Origin of the sequence: Pedobacter sp. AK017 (assembly GCF_014200825.1) — a bacterium.
Lineage (GTDB): Bacteria > Bacteroidota > Bacteroidia > Sphingobacteriales > Sphingobacteriaceae > Pedobacter > Pedobacter heparinus.
Window position 1 is genome coordinate 69,797 of the sequence record NZ_JACHCW010000009.1, and the last position, 23,789, is coordinate 93,585.

Sequence of the window (23,789 nt, forward strand, 5' to 3'; positions counted from 1 at the left end):
TTACGGTTTTATTTTTTCTGCTTCAGGTAAAGTAATCAGTTTTGAATTATCAGTATGAAACTTTTGTATCAACTCATAAGTTGAAGGGATCACCGTTTTGATGCGGTCGAGTGTTTCGGCAGGAATATTATTTCTGCTGAAGGGCACTACTTTTACATATTCCTGTATTTCACCTGCATTTCTTCCATATTTGTAGTTATACGTAAATCTGCCCTCTTTGTCTGTAATTACGGTTTTATTGTCAGCATTGGGTATACTGATAAAGAACTCACTGGCATTCATATTTCCTGCAGGATTAAAAAGATGCTGTTTGTTTAAGTAAGTATAAAGTTCCGTGGCTACATTTATCGCTGGATCAATGATCTGTATGTCCTTATTCATGAACGTGCGATAGATAAAATTACCATTCTTCTGGAAGTTGTAAAGATCAGAAAGGATTTTTCGGATGTCGCTGATTAAAAAAGGATAATGGGTACAGCCAAGTACAAGGGCTTTAAGTGGTTGTGCACCTTTAGTGTTCCTTATTTTCTCCATCAGAGAAACCAGGTGGTACCGGGCATAATTGTCGGCAGCATTTAACTGCATGTTTCCGCATTCATCACTTTTGCTATCGCATAACATTTTATGGTTACTAAAATCAAAATTGTAAACATCGAGTAAGGTTCTTTCTATTTTATAAGCCCCACTATCAAGTTTTGGGCCGCGGTAATTTGCGGTTGGCGCGATGGCCTTGCGGTTAATAAAGTCAGGTTCCTCATCTACAGCCTCTGCAAGACCGTAACCACCCTGATTGTATACCTGTAGATTTCCTTTATACCCAAGTTTATCTTTGAGGGCAAGAATTGTAGTTTCGTAACCTTTTGAGGCAATGGTGCCAACTGTAGCAAAAACACCAATTGAACCGTTTTCATCCTTTTTGAAAACATCAAGCGTTCCTTGTGCACCGGCATCAATTACACCGATCACCTTTAAATTAATGCCAGTAGTTTTTATGAAATCTTCAATATATTCCTTTCCATAAGCAGTAGCAGTGTTACAGGCAATAACGATGGCTTTTACTTTTTGTTTGTCTGAACTGTAGTTTTTAGTGGTGTTATTTAAATAGTATTTATCAGATAAAAGAAACTGTGCATCTTTGATGATATGTTCAACTAAAAGATCATTTTTCTTTTCACTATAGTAATTGCCATAAGGCATATTGGCCTGGTCAGCAAGATAAATAAACTTTTCTTTTGCAAAATCGGGGATATTGTCCTTCCCCGCAAATTTTGTTGCGTTGTTGTGCTGGTCAAACTGAACCAATGTGTTTAATATAGTTAAACCACCTGTGCCAGAATCAAAAACTCCGATAGGAAGGCTGGGGTCTGCTGCATTATATTTTTTAAAATCAATATAATAGAAATTCTTTTTGTCTTTTAATATCGCATTTTCAATGGCTTCAGGTTTTGTATTTTGAGCACGCGATTCGGTTGTACTGAACACAAGTACTGCGGATATACAGCATAGAAAATTTCTGTTAAACTTCATGATATAAATATATTAAAGAATTTTAATACCTGTGAAGGTTTTATAATTGACGGTGGTTTTTATTATATAAAATGAATTAGAATTTGTATTTTGAACAATATTAATTTAAAAAAATCTAATTAATCTCTTAATATATGAAAAAGAAGAAGGTATTGGTCGTTATTGCTGGATTGTTAATTTTTTTGGCTGCATCTGCCTTCATCAGAAATGTGGATCCTTTTTCAGACTTGCTTTCCAAACTGGAAGATTATAATAAAAATAACCAACAGGAAAAAGTATACCTGCACCTTGATAAACCTTATTATGCTATAGGAGAAGATATTTGGTTTAAAGCTTATGTATTGAATACGGTGACTTCAGAACCGTCTCAGATTAGCAATACATTGTATGTTGATCTGATTGATGAGTTAAATTCCGTAAAAAAGCAGTTGATTATACCCCTTTCTTTTGGCATGGGTTGGGGGGATTTTAATTTGAAAGACTCGCTTTCAGAGGGTAATTATAGAATCAGGGCATATACCCGCTGGATGGAAAATGTGGGGTCGGAATTTTTTTATGATAAAACCATTAAGATCGGTAGGTCAGCAAGTGCAAAAATAGCCAATAAAAAAGAAAATATTAAAGTAATTCCGCTTAAGTCGGCTTCAGGCCAGGTTGATGTACAGTTTTTTCCTGAAGGAGGCAGTCTTGTTGAAAATATACCTTCCAGAATAGGTGTAAAAGTAGTGGGAAGTGATGGTCTGGGCAAAGATATATCTTTATCAATAAAAGATCAGAATGGGGTTGAACTGAGCAGTATTAAAACTAAGCACAGGGGAATGGGAAGTTTTATTCTAAATCCACTTCCGGGACAAGGTTATGTGGCTGTAGCTACTTTTGCTGATGGCTCCAAAAAAGAAATCCCTTTACCAACAGCATTACCTGATGGTTATGTACTAGCAGTCAATAATTCAGATAGTACAAAAGTTTCGGTTAAAATAATGATTAGTGGCTCTTTACTGGGGAAAGGTGATGTTAAGCTTATTGCACAACAAAATAATAATGTAATCTATTCTACAAAAGCAAGTTCAGAGCGACAGGTAATAAGTACCAGCTTCCCTAAGGAAAAGATCAGATCGGGGATTTTAAGGCTGACTTTATTTACGCCGGATAACAGGCCTGCAGCTGAAAGACTGATTTTTATTAATAATGTTTCGGATGAGCTGGGTCTTCAATTTGAAAAGTTGCCGGGTGCTAGTAAGCGTACAGCCAAAATAGCGGCTAATTTTAAAGTTTCATATGCGAATAAGCCTACTCCTGGTAGTTTTTCAGTGGCTGTAAATAATATATCAAAGGTTGGTATCGATGAATTTAACGAAAGTAATATTTTTACAGATCTGTTACTTAGTGCTGATCTTGCCGGATATATAGAGAAACCCAATTACTACTTTCTTAGCAATGATGAAGAAACCAGAAATAACTTAGATCTTCTTATGATGACACAAGGTTGGCGGCGTTTTGTCTGGAAAGATTTTTTAGCGGATAAGATCAATCCTGTTAAATATCAGCCGGAGAAACTTTTGGTAATTAGTGGCCGGGTTACTACAAATAGCGGTAAGCCCGTTGCCCGTGGAAAAGTTACCCTGCTTTCTTCTTCCAGTAAGTTTTTTATGATTGATACACTTACAGATGAAAATGGTCGGTTTGCTTTCAGGGAGATGTTTTTTGGCGATAATACTAAGTTTGCTGTAAAAGCACAGACCGAGAAAGGCAAAGACAATGTTGATATTAAAATGGATGAGAGAGCGTTGCAGTTGGTTTCTAAAAATAGAAATACAGGAGATATTCAGGTTAATATAAATGAAGCCCTATCAAGGTATTTAAGCAAAAGTGATAATTATTTTAGTGAATTGAGACGTTTAGGATTGCTGGGCAATTCTATCAACCTGGAGACAGTTAATATTGTTGCTGAGAAAAAGAAGGTAACAGAATCGGCAAATTTTAACGGACCAGGAAATGCCGATTATGTTTTTACTGCAGAACAGCTTGAAACGAAACAAGATTTGCGTCAGGCATTGGTAGGAAGAGTGGCTGGTCTGAATTTTAGATTAAACGATGAGGGACAACAAATTCCTTACTTGAATAAGGCCCAGTCTTCTGACAATCTTTCTCCTATGAAAATAATCTTAGATGGCATGGAGATCAGCACTGATATGATTGGTGATATTGTGATGAATGATCTGGAGAGTATCGAAATATTGTCAAGTATAGGATTGTCATTTGTATACGGCACTAATGGTGGTGTGTTAATACTTACTTCTAAAAAAGGCAGACGGGACAGTCAGAATATAAGTGCTGCTCCCGGCATACTTCCTTATAGTCCAACAGGGTATTATACCGCAAGACAATTTTATATGCCTAAATACGAACCGGGTAAAACATCAAATCCTGCAGATTACCGCACTACTATTTTCTGGAAACCCAACGTAATCACTGATAAAGATGGGAATGCAAGCTTTGAATACTTTAATGCAAATGAGCCCGGAACTTACAGAGTGGTACTGGAAGGTATGGACGCTTTTGGAAACCTGGGCAGGAAAGTATTTACTTATGCTGTAAACTAAAGCAAATCTTACATTTCTCTGTTTATACTATTTTGTATAAACAAGCAAAAGCCGGTATCTTTGTGTTATATTCTAAATCTTTCAAACCTAAGATCATGAAAGAACAACAAGATGCAATTGACCATGCCGTATTAAACGAGTACAAATACGGTTTTGTGACGGAGATAGATACAGATGCAATTCCTAAAGGATTAAATGAGGATGTGATCCGGCTCATTTCCAATAAAAAAAACGAACCGGAATGGATGCTGGAATGGAGACTTAAAGCCTATAAATATTGGCTAAGCATGGAAGAGCCCACCTGGCCCAATGTAAAATATCCACCCATCAATTATCAGGACATCATTTATTATGCAGCCCCTAAGCCTAAAAAGCAGTTGAACAGTCTGGATGAAGTAGATCCCGAACTGCTCAGTACATTTGAAAAGCTGGGTATTTCTATCAGCGAACAGAAGCGCCTGAGCGGTGTGGCTGTAGATGTAGTGATGGACAGTGTTTCTATTGCTACTTCTTTTAAAGAACAATTATCAGAAATAGGCGTTATTTTTTGCTCGATCAGTGAAGCCATACAACTACATCCCGAACTGGTAAAAAAATATCTTGGTTCTGTAGTACCTATGACGGATAATTATTTTGCGGCATTAAATTCTGCAGTATTTACTGATGGGTCTTTTTGCTTTATTCCTAAAGGTGTGCGCTGCCCGATGGAACTTTCTACTTATTTCCGTATCAATACAGAAAACAGCGGACAGTTTGAACGCACACTTATTGTTGCCGAAGATGAAAGTTATGTAAGTTATCTGGAAGGCTGTACGGCCCCTATGCGCGATGAAAACCAATTGCATGCTGCTGTTGTAGAGTTGATAGCTATGGAAAAAGCAGAGATTAAATATTCTACCGTACAAAACTGGTATCCTGGCGATAAAGATGGTAAAGGCGGCATTTATAATTTTGTAACTAAACGTGGCATTTGTAAAGGTAACCATTCAAAAATCTCCTGGACACAGGTCGAAACCGGTTCTGCCATTACCTGGAAATACCCAAGTGTGATCTTAAAAGGTGACAATTCTATTGGAGAATTTTATTCAGTAGCCTTTACCAACAATCACCAGCAGGCCGATACCGGTACAAAAATGATCCACCTGGGTAAAAACACCAGGAGCAGGATCGTAGCCAAGGGCATTTCGGCAGGGCATAGTCAGAACAGTTACCGTGGACTGGTAAGAACCAGTAAGCAGGCTTTGAATGCACGTAATTATTCGCAATGCGATTCCTTATTACTTGGTGATAAATGTGGGGCACATACCTTTCCTTATATAGAAGTAAAAAACAAATCAGCTATTGTAGAGCATGAAGCTACCACTTCTAAAATTGGTGAGGATCAACTTTTTTATTGCAGGCAAAGAGGGATAGACCCTGAAGCTGCAGTAGCGCTTATTGTGAATGGATTTGCAAAAGAAGTAATGAACCAGCTACCTATGGAATTTGCTATTGAAGCACAAAAGCTGCTTGCCATTAGCATGGAAGGTAGCGTAGGATAATAAAATATATGAATATGTTGTCAATTAAGAATATACACGCAAACGTAGAAGGTAAAAAGATATTAAAAGGAATTAACCTTGAAATAAAAGCAGGCGAAGTGCATGCCATTATGGGGCCTAATGGCTCTGGCAAAAGTACGCTTGCTTCTGTTTTGGCCGGTAGAGAGCAATATGAGGTAACCGAGGGTGAAGTAAGCTTTCTTGAAAAAGACCTGCTTGAACTATCGCCTGAAGATAGGGCAAGAGAGGGACTTTTTCTGGCTTTTCAATATCCGATTGAAATACCTGGCGTAAGTACCACCAATTTTATTAAAGCCGCAGTAAATGAAAAGCGAAAATACCACGGGCTGGAGCCTCTGGATGCAGTGACCTTTTTAAAAATGATGAAAGAGAAGATGGCGCTGGTAGAAATTGATCAATCTCTTTTAAGCCGTTCAATTAACGAAGGCTTTTCCGGTGGGGAAAAAAAACGCAATGAGATTTTTCAGATGGCCATGCTTGAACCGAAACTAGCTATACTGGACGAAACCGATTCAGGCCTCGATATTGATGCCTTGCGAATTGTAGCCAATGGCATCAATAAGCTGCATAGTCCGGATCGTGCGGTATTGGTGATCACACATTATCAGCGTTTGCTGGATTACATTCAGCCCGACTTTGTGCATGTGCTGTACAATGGACGTATTGTTAAGTCGGGTACCAAAGAACTGGCCCTGGAACTGGAAGAAAAAGGCTATGATTTTATTACTGACGAGGTTAACCTGACTGCGTTATAAAAATAATGTGCGATGAATGATTTAACCTATTTCAAAGAACAATTTAAACAGTCTCAGTCTGTAAATGCGGATGATAGCATTGCCGTTGTCAGAAAAAATAATTTTGATGCTTTTAATAAAATTGGCTTGCCTACATTTCATACAGAGGAATGGAAGTATACCGGCATCAGCAATCTTTTTGACAGGGAATATAACCTTACATCCGCTGTGTTGGAAAGCACTGTTACTGTTGCCGATGTAGACGCTATTCGTTTACCTGGCCATAAAACAGCAAATGAACTGGTTTTTGTAAACGGTCATTTTAATACGGCTTTGTCCAATATCCGTTCATCCGAGACAGAATTGACTGTGCAGCCTTTAACAGAGGCGGCCCAGGGCACTTATAAAACCATAGTTGCTGCTCATTTAAATAAAAGCAGTACTTATATAAAAGACGGAGTTCACGCCCTGAATGGTGCTTTTATAGCGGGTGGTGTTTTTGTATACCTCCATAAAGGCAAATTGCCTGAACATCCGCTATATATATATCATATTTTAGATGGAAGAGCAGAACATATCCTGGCCCAGCCACGTAGCCTTGTTTATGTGGATGAAAGCAGTACGTTAAAACTAACAGAAGTATATGCTTCAGTAGGTACGTCCGATACTTTTTGTAACGAGGTAATGGAACTAGTGGTGGAGAAAAATGCCTATGTGGAATATTATAAAATACAGAATGATAGGGCAAATGCCAGTCAGGTAAGCACTACGCATATTACCCAGATTGGACGAAGTTATGTACATACAGTAACGATAACGCTTAGTGGTAACATTGTACGCAACAATATGAACCTGGTACTGGATGCTCCGGGCAATGAGGCGCATTTATATGGTTTATACCTTTTAAAAGGAAAAACACATGCTGATAATCATACGCTGATAGACAACAGGCAAGCAAATTGCTTTAGCAATCAGTTTTATAAAGGGATTGCTGCTGATTTTTCGACTGCTGTATTTAATGGAAGGATCATGGTACAACCTGATGCTCAGAAAACCAATGCCTATCAGTCCAATAAAAACATTCTGTTGTCCGATAATGCTACGATAAATACCAAACCCCAGCTGGAAATTTTTGCTGATGATGTAAAATGTTCGCATGGTTGTACAGTTGGGCAGCTGGACGAAGAAGCCTTGTTTTATTTAAGGGCAAGAGGCATTCCCAAAGCAGAGGCCGAAGTATTGCTTTTGCAGGCTTATGCAACAGACATACTGGACCAGATCAAATCCGAGCCTTTACGTAAGTATGTAGAAAAACTAATTTACAAACATTTATCTCTTCAATAATGGTACTAACGGATATAAGACAGCAGTTTCCCATATTATCGAGGATGGTGAAAGGTAAACCACTGGTTTATTTCGACAATGCTGCTACCTCGCAAAAGCCGCAACAGGTAATTGATGCATTGACGCATTATTATTCGTTTTACAATGCCAATATACACCGCGGCATACATACGCTTGCTGAAGAGGCGACAATAGCTTATGAAGCTACCCGAGAGGCTGTTAGGGATTTTGTTGGTGCAGATGCTACTGAAGAGATCATTTTTACCAAAGGAACAACAGAGGCCATAAACCTGGTTGCTTATACCTGGGGCAGACAAAACATTACTGCAGGGGACGAGATCATTATATCCGGCATGGAACATCATTCGAATATTGTTCCCTGGCAAATACTATGTGAAGAGAAAAAGGCTTTCCTGAAAGTAATTCCTGTTACAGATGAGGGAGAACTTTCCATAGAAGCTTATAAAGAATTACTGGGCCCGAAAACAAAACTGGTAGCTGTTGTTCATGTATCTAATTCATTGGGTACCATAAATCATGTGAACGAAATTATCACTGCTGCACATCTTGTTGGTGCTAAAGTGCTGATAGATGGGGCCCAATCTGCAGTCCACCTGGATGTCGATGTTCAGAAAATGGATTGTGATTTTTTTGCTTTTTCCGGCCATAAGGTATATGGCCCTACAGGGGTTGGTGTACTGTATGGTAAACGCGAATTGTTGGAGGATATGCCTGTTTTTCAAGGTGGTGGGGAAATGATCAAAGAAGTTACATTTGAGCAGACTACTTATAATGACCTGCCTTATAAATATGAAGCGGGTACACCAAATATTGCAGATACAATTGCTTTAAAAACAGCATTGGATTTTATTACTGCAGTTGGAAAAGATAAGATCAGGGTACATGAAGCTAATTTACTGGCCTACGCAACAGCTCATTTAAAAACCATTCCGGATTTGAGCATCATTGGCGAAGCCAAAGACAAAGCGGGTCTGGTGTCTTTTGTTGTTAAAGGTATACATCCACAGGATATTGGGGTATTGCTCGATAATATGGGCATAGCTGTTAGAACAGGACATCATTGTACGCAACCATTAATGAAACGCTTTGGCATCCCTGGTACGGTAAGGGCATCCTTTGCAATGTATAACCAACCGGAAGAAATAGATGTGCTGATTACCGGACTGCACAAAACTATAAAAATGCTAACGTAATGGAGCAGAGATCAATACCTGAAATTGAAAGGGAAATTATTGAGGATTTTGCACTTTTTGACAGCTGGGAAGATAAATATGAATACATTATTGACCTGGGTAAAAAGCTGGCAGAACTGGCAGACCAGTATAAAATAGAAGAAAACAAGATCAAAGGTTGCCAGTCTACTGTTTGGCTTAAGGCCTTTTACAATGATGGTAAAGTGCATTTTAAAGCAGATAGTGATGCTGTAATTGTGAAAGGCCTGATTAGTATGTTGATTAAAGTTTTATCCGGGCATACCCCTGAAGAAATTTTAAATGCCAGAATGGACTTTATCGGGGAAATCGGAATGATGACGCATCTGGCCCAAACCCGCTCCAATGGTTTGCTGTCTATGATTAAACAAATGAAAAATTATGCCCTGGCTTATAAAATAATGCAGGGCTCAAAAAATGAATAGGCTATGGATAAAGAAGCGTTAAAACAAAAAGTAATCGATTGTTTGCAAACTATATATGATCCTGAAATACCGGTAAGCATATATGAGCTGGGGCTGATTTACGAAACGGAAATCCTGCCACCACTTAATAATGTGCAGATTGTGATGACACTTACTGCGCCTGGTTGTCCTGCCGCACAAAGCATTCCGCTTGAAGTTGAACAGAAAGTAAAAGAAATTGATGGGATAAACGAAGTTACTGTAGAGGTAACATGGGACCCACCATGGAACAGGGATATGATGTCTGAAACGGCGCGTTTAGAACTGGGAATGATGTGATAAAAATATAGACTGATGAAAATTACTGCACAGGAAGAATATGGATTAAGAATTTTGCTCCGTATTGGAAGACATGACCATGGGGATGGAATCAGCATTCCGGCTATTAGTGAAGCCGAAGGCTTATCTGGGGCTTATGTAGCCAAACTAACCCGTATTTTGCGCATGGCGGGCTATATCAATAGCACACCTGGCAATAAAGGCGGGTATGTACTGGCACAGACCGCCGGACAGATCAATATTAATCAGGTAATGAAAGTATTGGGTGGCGCACTTTACAGTAAAAAGTTTTGTGAAGATTATCCCGGTACTTTAAAATTATGCACAAACTCTATAGATTGTTCTATAAGGTCTTTATGGCAAATGATCCAGTTTACTGTTGATCAGCTGCTGGATAAAGTTACATTACAGGACCTGATCAGTCCGGAGCAGGAATCAAGTGTATTACTTGAATCAATTTTACAGCAGCACGTCACTTCGTAAGTTCTTTTCCATCTCATACTGATAGATATAGGGAAATAATCCGATAGACCCTAAAAATGTAATGGTCGAGCTGGAATCTATATCTATGTTGATAACAGATATTTCAGCTTTGTGAACATTAAATACATATTTAAATAATGCTTTTCCATAACCTTTACGACGATGTGATTTATGCACAGCAAATTGAGCAATCCGGTTGTTCAAAGGATTGTAGCTAATATAGGCAACTAACTTATCTTTCAGGTAAATACCAACGATTTTGTTGTGCTCACCCAAATTTTGCATGGCAATGATTGAATTTTGCCAGGATGGTGTCCAGTCCCAGAAAGACGTTACTTCCTGCCAGTCTATATGTTTAATCTCATGGATATCTATGCGTTTGCCTTTGATCCCTGTTATTTTTGGGATTCCTTTAAAGCACACGAGTTCCCTTTTGAGCTGATAGCCGATCGCTTTGTAGGTTTTTAATGCCGGAAGATTTTTTTCAAGGACTTCAAGGATGCATTTTGTTACACCTTCCTTTTCAAGAAAGGGTAAAATATAACGGTACATTTTCCCCGTCAGGTTATGGCCTCTTTTTGCAGGTATTACACCTGTTCCGGCATTATAGGCAATTTTTTCATTGCACACTTTATTAATCCCATGCAAAATAAAGCCAACAAGTTTGCCATTTTCATAAGCCCCTGCCGATAACTTAAGGTCTATAGAATCTGCTATTAACTTTCGTTCCAGTTGTTCCTTTGTCAATTGCATCTTAACCAGGTAATCAGAAAAAGACGCATTGAAGGTATGGAGAAGGGCGTCTGTCGAAATGTTTTCTAAATTGCTATATACCAACATCTTTATGCTCTAAAAAAAGCGCCCCGGTAATTACTCCGGGACACCATTAACGCTCTCAATGTAAATCTATATAAGATATATGAGACCAACCAACATTTTAATTGTTTTTTTTATTCTTTTTGTTCAGTTCATTAATAGTGTAAAAAATATGATTAGTGTTGACATAAGCTTAATTTTGCCAAATGAGCAGTCTCATTTACAACATCAAACATATTGCAGGTATTCTGGGTATAAAAAACTTTGAAGTACAAAAGGATGCTATCATCAGTAAACTAGTGATTGACAGCAGAAGTGTAATAGATCCGGATGGCTCTTTATTTTTTGCTTTAAAGGGACAAAGAGATGGACATGGATTTTTAAAAGATGCTTATGCCAATGGAATCCGGAACTTTGTGATCAGTGAGGCTAAGTATACCAGATTGTTTCCTGACGCCAATATTTTGCTTGTTCAGGATGTGTTACTCGCTTTACATACCATCGCTAAATATAATCGTAACCAGTATGATTTAAAAGTACTTGGTATAACCGGAAGCAATGGTAAGACCATTGTAAAGGAATGGCTGTATCAATTACTGGCTGCTGATCATAACATTGTACGCAGTCCCAAAAGTTTTAACTCCCAGATAGGTGTACCTCTATCTGTATGGGAAATTACGGCCATACATACACTGGGTATTTTTGAAGCAGGCATTTCCAAAACTGATGAGATGGATGCCTTGGCCAGCATGATCAAACCTAATGTAGGGATTCTGACAAATGTAGGAGAGGCACATGCCGAGGGCTTCGTTTCATTAAAAGAAAAACTGCTCGAAAAATTAAAGCTGTTTAATGATGCTGACTTGTTTATTTATGCTCCTGAATATACAGCAGGATTAAGTACATATGATTTACCAGGAAAAACCAAGTTCTCCTGGAGCAAAAAACAGCAAGCCGATCTGCAAATCTTATTTGTTGAACCAATTGATGGTAAAAACTATATCCGGGCAAATTTTAAAGGAATAGAAATAGAATGCCTGATCCCATTTAGTGACCAGGCATCTGTAGAAAATGGGATCATCTGCTGGGCTACCCTGCTGGCCTTGGGGTATACACCTGAAGAAGCGGATAAACGTCTGGAAAAGTTGACCAGGGTAAGTATGCGCCTTGAATTAAAAAACGGGATAAACCAATGTTCTGTAATAGATGATTCTTATAGCGCCGATATTTCGTCCCTGGCCATTGCACTTGATTTTCTAAACCTTCAGAACCAGCATCCCAAAAAAACGCTGATCTTGTCTGATATTTATGAAACAGGTAAAACCAATAGGGTACTTTATACTGAAATAGCAGCGCTATTGAAACAAAAGCATGTAGACAGGCTCATTGGTATTGGTACCCATATTAGCGAATCGGCCTCTTTATTTGATATGGAAGCCAGTTTTTATGAAAGTACTCAAGCATTTATTGATAATTTTCCTGCACTCCATTTTAATAACGAAACCATTTTAGTGAAAGGGGCCAGGAGATTTGAATTTGAGCGGATCAGTAAGCTGATTGCACAAAAAGTACACGATACCGTAATGGAAATTGACCTTAATGCATTGGCAGGTAACCTGCAGTTTTACCGCAGTAAACTACTGCCTGGGGTTAAGGTTATGGCTATGGTCAAAGCTTTTTCTTACGGCAGTGGCAGTTTCGAAATAGCCAATTTATTGCAGTACCACAAAGTGGACTATCTGGCTGTTGCCTATACTGATGAAGGCATTTCATTAAGAAAGGCTGGTATAACGCTACCTATTATGGTAATGAGTCCCGAACCTTCTGCTTTTGATGCCATCATCAGGTATAACCTTGAACCCGAAATCTATAACATTGAAATTTTGCAGGGTCTTATTGGCTTTTTGAAAACCGACCAATATCCTATTCATCTGAAAATTGATACCGGAATGCATCGACTGGGATTTGAAGAACCTGATTTATCTGACTTGTTAAAGGTGTTGACTGAAACCAGAAAAGTTAAAGTGGCTTCTGTATTTTCCCATCTTGTGGGAAGTGAAGATGGGCTGCATGATGAATTCACCCGGCATCAGATTGAACGGTTTACAGCCATGACAGAACTGATTAGCGAAACACTGCACTACCCCTTCATCAGGCACATTTCCAATACTTCTGGTATTTCGCGCCATCCTGAATCACAACTGGAGATGGTACGACTTGGAATTGGTCTATATGGTTTTGATGCTGCATTGAAAAACAATACCGCCCTCCAGACAGTTGCTATCCTAAAAACCACCATTACCCAAATAAAGCACCTTAAACCAAATGAAACTGTGGGGTATGGCAGGAAAGGTCTGTTGCCGGAAGGTGGTACAATTGCTACTGTAAAAATTGGTTATGCAGATGGATACAGTCGTGCCTTTGGAAATGGAACAGGTCGCATGTTGATCAAGGGGAAACTTGTACCCACTGTTGGAGTAATCTGTATGGATATGTGTATGCTGGATGTAACAGGGCTGGATGTGAAAACAGGGGATGAGGTAATTGTGTTTAACAATGAGCTTAGCATTGCCCAACTGGCTACTCAGATCGGAACTATTCCTTATGAAATTCTCACTAATGTATCTCAAAGGGTAAAACGCGTGTATTTTTATGAATAGATTCCCCTAGCAGACAAAATATTTTCATGAATATTTTATCTAAGTTTGCACTATGAATAAAGTTGGCAGGGCATTACTGAATTATCTGATCAAAGGATTGCTAATCGTACTTCCTATTGCATTAAGCATTTTTATAGTAATATGGGCTGTAACTACGGTGGACAGCTGGTTAAACGTAAATAATATTTTAGGTGTTGATCCCAAAACCGGTGCCAGCCGGAACATACCTGGGCTGGGACTTGCACTTGTAGTTTCACTAATATTACTTGCCGGTATTTTTGTAACCTATTTTGTCACGGAACCTATGTATAATTGGTTTCAACGTTTACTGGATAAAATACCATTATTAAAATTTATTTATTCTTCTATTAAAGACCTTACCGAGGCATTTGTAGGAGATGAGAAAAAGTTTAATAATCCTGTTCTGGTAGAAGTAGAAGGTGATTTAAAGCGGATCGGTTTTCTTACCCAGAATGATCTGAAATCTATCAATCTTCCCGGAGAGTCTATTGTGTACTTTCCTTTCTCTTACTCATTTGCCGGACAGGTTTACGTAGTGAAACATGAGAAAATAAAACCTTTGAATATGAGTGCTGCAGATGCCATGAAGTTGGTGGTATCTGGCGGCGTTAGCCATTTTGGGTGATATATATCATTTTATGAAAGAAACAGATGTTTAGAAATTCGGTTTCAATACATATTTCTCATAGAACCTGAAAATATGTTCAGCAGCCTCAGCGGCTGTATCTACCAGGCGAAATAAATTCAGATCTTCAGCATGAATATTATGTTCTTTTCGCAGCATCGTATTCTTGATCCATTCTACCAATCCACCCCAGTATTCCTTTCCAACCAGCACGATCGGGAAACGGGCAACCTTTCCTGTCTGGATCAGCGTAATTGCCTCAAACAGCTCATCCATAGTGCCCATTCCTCCAGGTAATACAATAAAGCCCTGAGAGTATTTCATGAACATCACTTTCCTGATAAAAAAGTAATCAAATTCCAGCAATTTATTGTGGTCAATATATTTGTTGTGGAACTGTTCAAATGGCAGGTCTATATTTAATCCTACTGATTTACCCCCATTCATGTGGGCACCTTTATTACCTGCTTCCATAATACCGGGACCACCGCCGGTAATTACACCATACCCACGTTCTGTTAACAATCTACCACATTCGACAGCTATTTCGTAATATTTATTCGTTTCTGCAGTCCTAGCCGAACCAAATATGGATACACAAGGTCCAATTTTAGCTAATTTCTCGAAACCATCCACAAATTCGGCCATTATTTTAAAGATCTGCCAGGAATCTGTAACTTTTATTTCCTGCCAGTTTTTATTCTCAAAAGCACTTCTTATTTTCTCTTCACTTGTCATTCGATAGGTATTAAGGTATTAGAATTTGGTTTGGGTTGTTGATGTTTTACCAGTAATCCAAAGCATAACAAATGTAAGTAATCCATTTAATATGATCAGTTCAAAACCTAAAGCGTATCCAAACCAGTTTAAAGAATTGATATCAATTATAAAGCACAATATTGGTGAAAGTATACAGATATAAGGTACAAGCTTGTCGGTTACAGCCTTTTTAGTCAGCATTCCAAAACCAAAAAGACCTACCAATGGTCCGTAAGTATACCCGGCTGCTTTAAAAATGGCATTTACTACCGAGTCATCGTTGATGATTTTAAAGATCATGATCACAACGACCATCAGCACAGAGAATCCAATGTGCACCAAGTGCCGTTTGCTAACCAGTGCAGGATCATTCTGATCGGCTTTTTTATCGAAATGTAAAAAATCTACACAAAATGAAGTTGTTAATGCCGTTAATGCCGAATCAGTGGTCGCAAATGTCGCGGCGGTTAATCCCAGCATAAAAATAATGCCTGGGATGACATTCAGGTGGTTTAATGCAATTTCCGGATAAAGGTGGTCAGGTGTTTTTAATGCTGCAACATCAATTCCGTTTTTTGCAGCGAAAAGATATAACAAAGCACCTACACTTAAAAAGAAGATATTCATGATCACAAAAACGGTGGTGAAGGTGAACATGTTTTTTTGTGCTTCGCCAATGGTTTTCATACTTAGGTTTTTCTGCATCAAATCCTGATCCAGTCCGGTCATGGCAATGGTTACAAAAATACCCCCAAAAAACTGCTTGAGGAAGTGCGTTTTACTACCCAGAAAATCCTCCCAGAAAAAGATTTTGGAATAGCTACTGTTTTTTACAGCCTCGAAAGTACCGGCAATATCCAGGTTTAAAGATCTGGCAATAAATATGATTGATAGCACTACAGATAGCAAAAGGAATACTGTTTGCAAGGTATCGGTAATGATAATAGTTTTTAATCCTCCTTTGTGTGTGTACAGCCAGATGAGTACCAGGCAGATAACTATAGTTAACCAGAAAGGTATACTCCAGGCATCAAAAATGAACTTCTGCAACACAATAGCAACAAGGTAAAGCCTAAAAGCAGACCCAATGGTGCGAGATACCAGGAAAATTACGGCACCGCTTTTATAACTCCAGAAACCCAGACGTCTTTCCAGATAGGTATAAATAGAAATGATATTTAACCTGTAATATAATGGGAGCAATACCGTAGCAATAATGATAAAGCCGACTGCATTGCCCAGTATGAACTGAAAATAACCAAAATCACTTTTGCCTACAGCCCCGGGTACCGATATAAAAGTTACGCCGGATAATGCCGTTCCTATCATTCCAAAAGCGACCAGGTACCATTTGGAATTTCTGTTTGCAATGAAGAAAGAAGAGTTGTCTGAGTTGTTTCTTGAGGTGAAATAAGCCACCCCAACTAATAAAGCAAAATAGCCTAGAAGAAAGGACAAAAGAATAATCGGACTCATATAGTGGTTTAATTAAGCTGATAAATGTAAGAAACCATCATGAGTTTCTCCTAATAAAACCAAATAAAAATGTTGGTCAATTTTATTTAAATTTGTAAAATGAACTTTTCTTCTAAACTGCTTGAAGATGCTGTCAATGAATTTTCCAAGCTACCCGGAGTTGGACAAAAAACTGCTTTGAGATTGGTGTTGCACTTGCTGAATAAAGAACAGGAAGAAGTGGACCATTTTGGAAATGTGCTTATCAGGCTTAGAAAAGAAATAAAACACTGTAGTGTATGTCATAACATTTCTGATCAGCATACCTGCAATATCTGCACAGCCGGAAAAAGAGAAAAAGAGTTGATATGTGTGGTAGAGGATACCAGGGATGTAATGGCAGTCGAAAATACAGGTCAGTATTTTGGTGTTTATCATGTGCTTGGCGGTTTGATTTCTCCAATGGATGGCATAGGCCCTTCAGATCTTTTTATTGATTCATTGGTGCAGCGCGTGGCAACAACTCCTGTAAAAGAGGTTATCCTGGCTTTAAGTGCCACTATGGAGGGAGATACCACACTTTTTTATTTATATAAGCGGCTTAAAGATTTCCAGATCCCAATTACAACCATCGCCAGGGGAATTGCCTTTGGCGGAGAATTGGAATACGCCGATGAAATCACCCTGGGCAGGTCTATCGTAACCCGTGTGCCTTACCAAAACTCATTAATTAAATAACAATGGATTTTTTTAAAAATAAAGTAGTTATAATTACCGGCGCGTCTTCAGGTATTGGAAAAGCTTGCGCCGAAGAATTTGCAAAACGGGGGGCAAACCTGGTACTGGCTGCAAGACAATATGTAACCCTTTGTGAAATTACAGCTGATCTTGAAAGGAGATACAGCATAAAAGCTATAGCTGTACAGCTTGATGTGAGTAAAGAAGAAGATTGCATACTGATGGTTAAACAGGCTTTGGTTACTTTCAATAAAATTGATATGCTCATCAATAACGCAGGTCTTTCTATGCGGGCATTGTTTAATGAAGTAGAGCTTGCAGTGTTAAAAAACCTGATGGATGTAAACTTCTGGGGTGCTGTATATTGCACAAAATATGCTTTGCCTGAAATACTTAAAACCAAGGGCAGCATTATTGGCGTGTCCTCTATAGCGGGTTATCGTGGCTTGCCGGGCCGCACCGGATATTCTTCTTCTAAATTTGCAATGAATGGATTTATGGAGTCCTTACGTACCGAACTGCTCAAAACAGGAGTGCACATAATGGTGGCCTGCCCGGGTTTTACCACTTCCAATATCCGTGTAGCAGCTTTGGCAAAAGACGGGACTTCCCACGGTGAAACCAGTATGGAAGAAGGGAAAATGATGAGTGCAGAAGAAGTTGCAGTAAATATTGCTAATGGAATTGCTGCACGTAAACGCACGCTGATAATGACAGGGCAGGGCAAGCTTACGGTCTGGATCAATAAATTGCTGCCTGCACTTGCAGATAAACTGGTGTTTAATCATTTTACCAAAGAAAAGAATGCCTTAGTTAAATAATTTTTTTTGCGAAACACTTGTTCCTTTGCAAAAACAATTCCATATTTGCGTTAATGATATTAACAAACGGACTTAATAACTGGTGGTGGCACAACGCAAATGCGTAGTGTAACCCTGTATTGAACGTTTTTATTTTATATAATAATATTTGAGGGTTGCTTTAAGGCAACCTTTTTTGTTTTACAACTTTTTAAACTTCGTTTTAGAAGTCATAATATGAAGAAGATACTCAACCACTTATTCGAAAACAGAACCTTTAGCCGAGCCGAGGCACAAAAAATTTTAACCGCTATTGCTTTAGGCGAGTTTAATACTTCGCAAATTGCTGCTTTTATTACGGCTTACGGCATGCGCAACATTACAGTTGAAGAGCTTCAGGGTTTCCGCGATGCTATGCTGGATCTTTGCATCAGACTCGATTTTTCTGATTTTGAACTGGTAGACCTTTGTGGTACAGGAGGAGATGGTAAAGATACCTTTAACATTTCAACCCTGGCATCCTTTGTTGTAGCTGGCGCTGGCTATAAAGTGGCCAAACATGGTAATTATGGCGTGTCCTCGGGCTGCGGCTCATCTAATGTAATGGAGTATCTGGGTTATACCTTTACCAATGATCAGGATCTCTTAAGAAGAAGCCTGGATCATGCTGGTATCTGTTTTATTCATGCACCTTTATTTAACCCGGCCATGAAAACTGTAGCGCCAATCCGTAAAGAACTTGGTGTAAAAACCTTTTTTAACATGCTGGGGCCAATGGTAAACCCCGCACAACCTAAAAACCAGATTGTGGGGGTTTTTAGTCTGGAACTAGCCCGATTATATGCCTACCTCTATCAGGATACCGATAAAAACTATACGATATTGCATGCTGTTGGCGGTTTTGATGAGATTTCTTTAACCTGTGATATTAAAACTTTTAGCAAAAATGGTGAAGCATTAATGAAGGTAAGCGATCTGGGTTTTGAACAGATCACTGAAGATAAAATAAAAGGTGGCGATACTGTCGAATCATCCGCCCGGATATTTACCAATGTACTGAGCGGAAAGGGCACTGATGAGCAAAATAATGTAGTACTTTGCAATGCCGCACTGGCCATCAGAACCATCGATGCCTCCAAAACTTTTGCAGATTGTTTTTATGAGGCCGAATCTTCTTTAATGGGTTTAAAGGCAATGGATAGTTTTAAAAAACTGATAGGAAAATAAAAATTTAGATAAATCCGGAGATAAAATGAAACCTAAACTAAAAGTATGTGGAATGAAGCTCACAGATAATATTGAGGCTGTAGCTGCGCTAAGGCCTGATTATTTAGGTTTCATCTTTTACAGGCAGTCTAAACGGTTTATTGCAGGCCTCACGCCTTCATTTGTACGTAACCTGCCCGCGGGGATCAAAAAAACAGGGGTTTTTGTAAATGAAGAACTGAACAAAGTTGCCGAACTGGCAATTTTATATGGATTAAATGCTGTACAACTTCATGGTTCTGAACCTGTAAAGTATTGCATTGCTTTAAAAGGTTTGCTTGCCGACCATGGTATTGTTCTAATCAAGGCATTTGGAATTGATGAGCACTTTGATTTCAGCCAGCTGAAAAGCTATGAACCAGTGGTAGATTATTTTCTTTTTGATACCCAGACAGCAGGTCATGGGGGTTCCGGTAAAACCTTTAACTGGAGTCTTCTTGAAAAGTATACTTTAAATAAACCTTACTTTTTAAGTGGGGGAATTGGCCCTGATAGCATAGCGCAACTAAAAAATATAACAGATACCCGTCTTTACGCCATAGACATTAATAGTAAGTTTGAACTTACCCCTGGTTTAAAAGACATAGATAAATTGACAGATTTTAAGAATGCATTATGAGTTATTTTGTAAATGAAAAAGGTTATTACGGAGATTTTGGTGGAGCTTACATTCCCGAAATGCTGTACCCTAACGTAGAGGAACTGAGACAGAATTACCTTAAAATAATTGAGGACGAATCGTTCCAGAAAGAGTTTCATCAGCTGCTGAAAGATTATGTGGGCAGGCCATCCCCATTGTACCTGGCCAAAAGGCTCTCAAAAAAGTACAATGCGAATATATTTCTAAAACGTGAAGACCTGAACCATACTGGTGCCCATAAGATCAACAATACCATCGGGCAGATTCTGCTGGCAGAACGCCTTGGGAAAAAACGGATCATTGCCGAAACTGGTGCAGGGCAACATGGGGTGGCTACAGCCACAGTTTGCGCATTACGTGGCCTGGAGTGCGTGGTATATATGGGGGAAGTTGACATTAAGCGCCAGGCCCCTAATGTGGCCCGGATGAAAATGCTGGGTGCCAAAGTAGTGCCGGCAACCTCAGGTAGTAAAACTTTAAAAGATGCAACCAACGAGGCTATGCGTGATTGGATCAATAATCCCGTGGATACCCATTATATTATAGGATCTGTAGTCGGTCCCCATCCTTATCCGGATATGGTGGCTATTTTTCAATCCATCATATCCGAAGAAACTAAGAAACAACTTATAGAACAAACCGGAAATGACCAGCCGGATTATGTGCTGGCCTGTGTAGGTGGTGGTAGTAATGCGATGGGCATGTTTTATCATTTTATAGAGGATGAAAAAGTTAAACTGATCGCTGTTGAAGCAGGGGGTAAGGGGATTGATAGTGGATTTTCAGCGGCTACTACAGCTTTGGGTAAAGAAGGTGTACTGCATGGGAGCAGAAGCATTTTGATGCAAACACCGGACGGACAGGTGGTAGAGCCACATTCTGTATCTGCAGGTCTGGATTACCCTGGTATTGGCCCTCAGCATGCGCATTTATTTAAAACGGGGCGTGGCCTGTATGTGTCCATTACCGATGATGAATCTTTACAGGCAGGTTTGTTGCTTACCCAGATGGAAGGTATTATTCCGGCAATTGAAAGTGCGCATGCGCTGGCTTATTTAGAGAAAATGACCTTTACCGGTAAAGAAAATGTAGTTGTTTGTCTTTCAGGAAGAGGAGATAAAGACATGGATACCTATATGAAATACTTTAATTTATAAACGAAGGTACAACACCAATATGAACAGATTACAACAATTATTTCAGGAAAAGAAAAATATACTTTCAATATATTACACAGCTGGTTATCCCAATTTAGGCGATACTTTAGCTATTGCAGAAGAATTGGAAAAATCAGGCGCCAATCTATTGGAAATTGGTTTTCCTTATTCAGATCCTGTAGCAGATGGGCCAATTATACAGGCCAGCAGCAAGCAGGCGCTAGATAATGGAATGGATCTTAAACTCCTGTTTCAGCAACTAAAAGATTTGCGTAAAACCGTCAGTATACCTGTTTTATTAATGGGCTATGTAAACCCGGTGTTACAGTTTGGTGTCGAGAATTTCTGTAAAGCCTGTGCTGAAGTTGGAGTAGATGGTTGCATTGTCCCCGATTTGCCTATGGTAGAATACGAAAGACTTTACCAGCCAGTTTTTGCTAAATATGGTTTAAGCAATATATTCCTGATTACTCCGCAAACGGCTGCAGACCGCATTCAGAAAATCGATAGTTTAAGTAACGGATTCATCTATCTGTTATCTTCATCGGCAACAACCGGGCAAAATCTGCAGGTATCTAACCATACTGAAGCCTATTTTTCAAGGATAGCAGATCTTAAATTAAAGAACCCAACTATGATTGGTTTTGGTATCAGTAGTAAAGAAACCTTTGATAAAGCCTGTGAATATGCCAATGGGGCTATTATAGGTAGTGCATTTGTAAAAGCGCTGGATACAAGCAATTTAAAAGGAAGTATTGAAACCTTTATGCAAAATTTTAAGCAGGATTAACTGCTGGTTTCTTTTTGGGGATTGATTTTAAAAATGCAAACCCCGCTATACCTGATAGTACAGAAGCGCAGAGCACAGCAAACTTCGCTTCTGTAACATGAAGGACATCGCTGAAAGATAAAAGGGATATGAAAATAGACATGGTAAAGCCAATACCAGCAAGCATACCCAGACCAATAATGTGTTTCCAGCCAGATCTGGATGGTAAACTACCCAGCTTAAGTTTTACCGCTGCCCATGAAAACAAGGTTACACCAATGGTTTTTCCTATAAATAAACCTGTAATAATTCCAAAACCAAGTGGCGATATCAATCCGCTGACCATTTCTTTCTGAAAAGTGATATTGGTATTGGCCAGTGCAAAAATAGGCATGATAAAGTAGTTTACGGGGCCATTCAGCAGATGTTCCAGTTTTTCCAGTGGAGATTCAACATTCGTATTGTTTGTGGGGATGGTTAAGGCCAGTAAAACCCCAGCAATGGTGGCATGTATTCCCGAGTGATGGATGAAGTACCATAAAAACACACCTGGTATCAGGTAAAAGTAAAGTGGTTTTACATTTAAAAAATTGAAGACCAGCAGCAGTGCTACTATACCAGCTGCCATCAGTAAATAATCAAAATGCACTTCATTGGTATAAAAAATAGCGATGACAAGGATAGCACCAAGGTCGTCAACAATAGCGAGTGCAGCCAGAAATACTTTTAAAGAGGTAGGTACATGTTTACCAAGCATAGAAATAATGGCCAGTGCAAAAGCAATATCTGTAGCCATAGGTATTCCCCAGCCTGATGCTGTATTTTCACCTTTATTGAACATAAAATAGATAAATGCAGGTACCAACATGCCACCAAGAGCAGCTACTACTGGTAGCGATGCTTTCTTAATCGATGACAATTCCCCTTCCACCATTTCACGTTTAATTTCCAGGCCAACCAGTAAAAAGAATACAGCCATTAAGGCATCATTAATCCAAGCAGATACTGAAAAAACATAGGCATTGGCACCAAAGGTAAACCCGAAGTCTGTAGCTAAAAAATCGGCAAATGCGGTGGCATAAGATGAATTGGCAATGAAGAGTGAAATTGCCACACAAATCAATAATATTACCCCACCAATTTGACCTGAACGGAAAAAATCTTTAAATGCCTGTAGGTCGAGTAATTTATCCATACTGGTAAATATAGCTATTTTGGATAAAAATTACAGAAAGCTATCCAAATCTCCTTTTCCTTCACGGATGATCTCAAAGTCTCCGGAAGTACAGTCTACCACCGTGGAAGCTTCATTGTCGCCAAAACCACCATCTATCACCATATCAACTGTATCTTCATATTTCTCATGGATCAGTTCCGGATCGGTAGAATACTCTATTACTTCATCGTCATCACGGATGGAGGTAGATAGAATAGGGTTGCCAAGTTGCCTGACAATTTCTCTGGCAATGTCATTATCTGGTACCCTAATACCAACTGTTTTTTTATTGGAACTTAACAGTTTGGGTACGTTATTGTTCGCATTTAAAATAAAGGTAAAAGGGCCCGGTAGGGCTTTTTTTAATACCCTGAATGTTGCTGTATCAATAGGTTTGATGAAATCGGAAATATGTCTTAAATCCGAGCATATGAAAGAAAAATTGGCTTTTTCAGGCTTTATACCCCTAAGACGACATATCTTTTCGATGGCCTTTTGGTTCGTAATGTCGCAGCCCAAACCATAAACCGTATCAGTAGGATATATGATTAAGCCACCCTTTTTAAGTACATCAACAACCTGTTCGATTGCTTTTGGATTGGGATTTTCGGGATAAATTTTGATAAGCATGTGTAAAAT

General features: G+C 39.0%; 22 protein-coding genes. 16 read left to right on the forward strand and 6 right to left on the reverse strand.

Annotation, left to right across the window (positions count from 1 at the left end):
- A complete protein-coding gene (locus HDC92_RS14165) occupies nt 1-1,527 on the reverse strand; it encodes a glutamate racemase (RefSeq protein ID WP_183875425.1) in 1,527 nt (508 codons plus the stop codon).
- Between the two features lie 134 nt (nt 1,528-1,661).
- Between HDC92_RS14165 and HDC92_RS14170 the strand changes: the two genes are divergently transcribed.
- The 8 genes from HDC92_RS14170 (at nt 1,662) to HDC92_RS14205 (ending at nt 10,228) form a co-directional block, all read left to right on the forward strand.
- The gene (locus tag HDC92_RS14170; protein WP_183875427.1) at nt 1,662-4,130 is read left to right on the forward strand and encodes a carboxypeptidase-like regulatory domain-containing protein; all 2,469 of its coding nucleotides are present in this window, start codon (nt 1,662-1,664) and stop codon (nt 4,128-4,130) included.
- A gap of 95 nt (nt 4,131-4,225) precedes the next feature.
- Entirely contained in the window at nt 4,226-5,671 is a 1,446-nt protein-coding gene (gene sufB, locus HDC92_RS14175) for a Fe-S cluster assembly protein SufB (RefSeq protein ID WP_183875429.1), read from the forward strand.
- A gap of 14 nt (nt 5,672-5,685) precedes the next feature.
- Entirely contained in the window at nt 5,686-6,447 is a 762-nt protein-coding gene (gene sufC, locus HDC92_RS14180) for a Fe-S cluster assembly ATPase SufC (protein WP_183875431.1), read from the forward strand.
- A gap of 12 nt (nt 6,448-6,459) precedes the next feature.
- Nucleotides 6,460-7,770, forward strand: a complete 1,311-nt coding sequence (gene sufD / locus HDC92_RS14185) for a Fe-S cluster assembly protein SufD (protein ID WP_183875433.1) — start codon at nt 6,460-6,462, stop codon at nt 7,768-7,770.
- Nucleotides 7,770-8,984, forward strand: a complete 1,215-nt coding sequence (locus tag HDC92_RS14190; protein ID WP_183875435.1) for a cysteine desulfurase — start codon at nt 7,770-7,772, stop codon at nt 8,982-8,984. The genes sufD and HDC92_RS14190 overlap by 1 nt, the downstream gene beginning before the upstream one ends.
- The gene (locus tag HDC92_RS14195) at nt 8,984-9,427 is read left to right on the forward strand and encodes a SufE family protein (protein WP_183875437.1); all 444 of its coding nucleotides are present in this window, start codon (nt 8,984-8,986) and stop codon (nt 9,425-9,427) included. The genes HDC92_RS14190 and HDC92_RS14195 overlap by 1 nt, the downstream gene beginning before the upstream one ends.
- Nucleotides 9,428-9,430: 3 nt before the next feature.
- The gene (locus tag HDC92_RS14200; protein WP_183875439.1) at nt 9,431-9,745 is read left to right on the forward strand and encodes an iron-sulfur cluster assembly protein; all 315 of its coding nucleotides are present in this window, start codon (nt 9,431-9,433) and stop codon (nt 9,743-9,745) included.
- A gap of 15 nt (nt 9,746-9,760) precedes the next feature.
- Nucleotides 9,761-10,228: an RrF2 family transcriptional regulator gene (locus HDC92_RS14205; protein WP_183875441.1), complete on the forward strand. Its 468-nt coding sequence runs from the start codon at nt 9,761-9,763 to the stop codon at nt 10,226-10,228.
- On the opposite strand, the gene HDC92_RS14210 is transcribed toward HDC92_RS14205, so the two are convergent.
- Nucleotides 10,205-11,068: a GNAT family N-acetyltransferase gene (locus tag HDC92_RS14210; RefSeq protein WP_183875443.1), complete on the reverse strand. Its 864-nt coding sequence runs from the start codon at nt 11,066-11,068 to the stop codon at nt 10,205-10,207. The two genes, HDC92_RS14205 and HDC92_RS14210, sit on opposite strands and share 24 nt — an antisense overlap.
- Before the next feature lie 182 nt (nt 11,069-11,250).
- Here HDC92_RS14210 and HDC92_RS14215 point away from each other — a divergent pair, with 182 nt between their 5' ends.
- Both HDC92_RS14215 and HDC92_RS14220 read left to right on the forward strand, forming a co-directional pair.
- Nucleotides 11,251-13,704: a bifunctional UDP-N-acetylmuramoyl-tripeptide:D-alanyl-D-alanine ligase/alanine racemase gene (locus HDC92_RS14215; RefSeq protein ID WP_183875445.1), complete on the forward strand. Its 2,454-nt coding sequence runs from the start codon at nt 11,251-11,253 to the stop codon at nt 13,702-13,704.
- Nucleotides 13,705-13,756: 52 nt separating this feature from the next.
- Nucleotides 13,757-14,350 carry a DUF502 domain-containing protein gene (locus HDC92_RS14220; protein WP_015808838.1) on the forward strand — a complete coding sequence of 198 codons (594 nt, stop codon included), beginning with the start codon at nt 13,757-13,759 and terminating at the stop codon, nt 14,348-14,350.
- Nucleotides 14,351-14,380: 30 nt separating this feature from the next.
- On the opposite strand, the gene HDC92_RS14225 is transcribed toward HDC92_RS14220, so the two are convergent.
- Together HDC92_RS14225 and HDC92_RS14230 are read right to left on the reverse strand one after the other, a co-directional pair.
- On the reverse strand, nt 14,381-15,088 hold the full coding sequence (locus HDC92_RS14225; RefSeq protein ID WP_183875447.1) for a TIGR00730 family Rossman fold protein: 708 nt from the start codon (nt 15,086-15,088) through the stop codon (nt 14,381-14,383).
- Nucleotides 15,089-15,106: 18 nt separating this feature from the next.
- Nucleotides 15,107-16,585 (reverse strand): sodium:solute symporter, encoded by a 1,479-nt coding sequence (locus HDC92_RS14230; protein ID WP_015808836.1) that lies wholly within the window; start codon nt 16,583-16,585, stop codon nt 15,107-15,109.
- 99 nt (nt 16,586-16,684) lie between these two features.
- Between HDC92_RS14230 and recR the strand changes: the two genes are divergently transcribed.
- The 6 genes from recR (at nt 16,685) to trpA (ending at nt 21,955) form a co-directional block, all read left to right on the forward strand.
- Nucleotides 16,685-17,302, forward strand: coding sequence for a recombination mediator RecR (recR, locus tag HDC92_RS14235; RefSeq protein ID WP_015808835.1), 618 nt, complete (start codon nt 16,685-16,687; stop codon nt 17,300-17,302).
- A 2-nt stretch (nt 17,303-17,304) separates the two neighbouring features.
- The gene (locus tag HDC92_RS14240; protein ID WP_183875449.1) at nt 17,305-18,123 is read left to right on the forward strand and encodes an SDR family oxidoreductase; all 819 of its coding nucleotides are present in this window, start codon (nt 17,305-17,307) and stop codon (nt 18,121-18,123) included.
- A gap of 216 nt (nt 18,124-18,339) precedes the next feature.
- Nucleotides 18,340-19,329, forward strand: a complete 990-nt coding sequence (gene trpD / locus HDC92_RS14245) for an anthranilate phosphoribosyltransferase (RefSeq protein WP_183875450.1) — start codon at nt 18,340-18,342, stop codon at nt 19,327-19,329.
- A gap of 25 nt (nt 19,330-19,354) precedes the next feature.
- Nucleotides 19,355-19,987, forward strand: coding sequence for a phosphoribosylanthranilate isomerase (locus tag HDC92_RS14250; RefSeq protein WP_183875452.1), 633 nt, complete (start codon nt 19,355-19,357; stop codon nt 19,985-19,987).
- A complete protein-coding gene (trpB, locus tag HDC92_RS14255) occupies nt 19,984-21,165 on the forward strand; it encodes a tryptophan synthase subunit beta (protein ID WP_015808831.1) in 1,182 nt (393 codons plus the stop codon). The genes HDC92_RS14250 and trpB overlap by 4 nt, the downstream gene beginning before the upstream one ends.
- A gap of 19 nt (nt 21,166-21,184) precedes the next feature.
- The gene (gene trpA / locus HDC92_RS14260) at nt 21,185-21,955 is read left to right on the forward strand and encodes a tryptophan synthase subunit alpha (RefSeq protein ID WP_015808830.1); all 771 of its coding nucleotides are present in this window, start codon (nt 21,185-21,187) and stop codon (nt 21,953-21,955) included.
- Here trpA and nhaA read toward each other — a convergent pair.
- Nucleotides 21,942-23,129 (reverse strand): Na+/H+ antiporter NhaA, encoded by a 1,188-nt coding sequence (gene nhaA / locus HDC92_RS14265; RefSeq protein WP_183875454.1) that lies wholly within the window; start codon nt 23,127-23,129, stop codon nt 21,942-21,944. The two genes, trpA and nhaA, sit on opposite strands and share 14 nt — an antisense overlap.
- Nucleotides 23,130-23,159: 30 nt before the next feature.
- Nucleotides 23,160-23,780: an L-threonylcarbamoyladenylate synthase gene (locus HDC92_RS14270; protein ID WP_183875456.1), complete on the reverse strand. Its 621-nt coding sequence runs from the start codon at nt 23,778-23,780 to the stop codon at nt 23,160-23,162.
- Nucleotides 23,781-23,789 lie beyond the last annotated feature (9 nt).

Bases quoted from the DNA above. Each gene is read 5' to 3' on its own strand.
- HDC92_RS14230 (WP_015808836.1), bottom strand. From the start codon at position 16,585: ATGAGTCCGATTATTCTTTTGTCCTTTCTTCTAGGCTATTTTGCTTTA.
- HDC92_RS14190 (WP_183875435.1), top strand. From the start codon at position 7,770: ATGGTACTAACGGATATAAGACAGCAGTTTCCCATATTATCGAGGATG.
- HDC92_RS14165 (WP_183875425.1), bottom strand. From the start codon at position 1,527: ATGAAGTTTAACAGAAATTTTCTATGCTGTATATCCGCAGTACTTGTG.
- HDC92_RS14270 (WP_183875456.1), bottom strand. From the start codon at position 23,780: ATGCTTATCAAAATTTATCCCGAAAATCCCAATCCAAAAGCAATCGAA.
- HDC92_RS14210 (WP_183875443.1), bottom strand. From the start codon at position 11,068: ATGTTGGTATATAGCAATTTAGAAAACATTTCGACAGACGCCCTTCTC.
- HDC92_RS14205 (WP_183875441.1), top strand. From the start codon at position 9,761: ATGAAAATTACTGCACAGGAAGAATATGGATTAAGAATTTTGCTCCGT.
- HDC92_RS14195 (WP_183875437.1), top strand. From the start codon at position 8,984: ATGGAGCAGAGATCAATACCTGAAATTGAAAGGGAAATTATTGAGGAT.
- sufB (WP_183875429.1), top strand. From the start codon at position 4,226: ATGAAAGAACAACAAGATGCAATTGACCATGCCGTATTAAACGAGTAC.
- HDC92_RS14250 (WP_183875452.1), top strand. From the start codon at position 19,355: ATGAAACCTAAACTAAAAGTATGTGGAATGAAGCTCACAGATAATATT.
- HDC92_RS14215 (WP_183875445.1), top strand. From the start codon at position 11,251: ATGAGCAGTCTCATTTACAACATCAAACATATTGCAGGTATTCTGGGT.
- HDC92_RS14170 (WP_183875427.1), top strand. From the start codon at position 1,662: ATGAAAAAGAAGAAGGTATTGGTCGTTATTGCTGGATTGTTAATTTTT.
- nhaA (WP_183875454.1), bottom strand. From the start codon at position 23,129: ATGGATAAATTACTCGACCTACAGGCATTTAAAGATTTTTTCCGTTCA.
- recR (WP_015808835.1), top strand. From the start codon at position 16,685: ATGAACTTTTCTTCTAAACTGCTTGAAGATGCTGTCAATGAATTTTCC.
- trpA (WP_015808830.1), top strand. From the start codon at position 21,185: ATGAACAGATTACAACAATTATTTCAGGAAAAGAAAAATATACTTTCA.
- trpD (WP_183875450.1), top strand. From the start codon at position 18,340: ATGAAGAAGATACTCAACCACTTATTCGAAAACAGAACCTTTAGCCGA.
- HDC92_RS14220 (WP_015808838.1), top strand. From the start codon at position 13,757: ATGAATAAAGTTGGCAGGGCATTACTGAATTATCTGATCAAAGGATTG.
- HDC92_RS14240 (WP_183875449.1), top strand. From the start codon at position 17,305: ATGGATTTTTTTAAAAATAAAGTAGTTATAATTACCGGCGCGTCTTCA.
- HDC92_RS14225 (WP_183875447.1), bottom strand. From the start codon at position 15,088: ATGACAAGTGAAGAGAAAATAAGAAGTGCTTTTGAGAATAAAAACTGG.
- HDC92_RS14200 (WP_183875439.1), top strand. From the start codon at position 9,431: ATGGATAAAGAAGCGTTAAAACAAAAAGTAATCGATTGTTTGCAAACT.
- sufC (WP_183875431.1), top strand. From the start codon at position 5,686: ATGTTGTCAATTAAGAATATACACGCAAACGTAGAAGGTAAAAAGATA.
- trpB (WP_015808831.1), top strand. From the start codon at position 19,984: ATGAGTTATTTTGTAAATGAAAAAGGTTATTACGGAGATTTTGGTGGA.
- sufD (WP_183875433.1), top strand. From the start codon at position 6,460: ATGAATGATTTAACCTATTTCAAAGAACAATTTAAACAGTCTCAGTCT.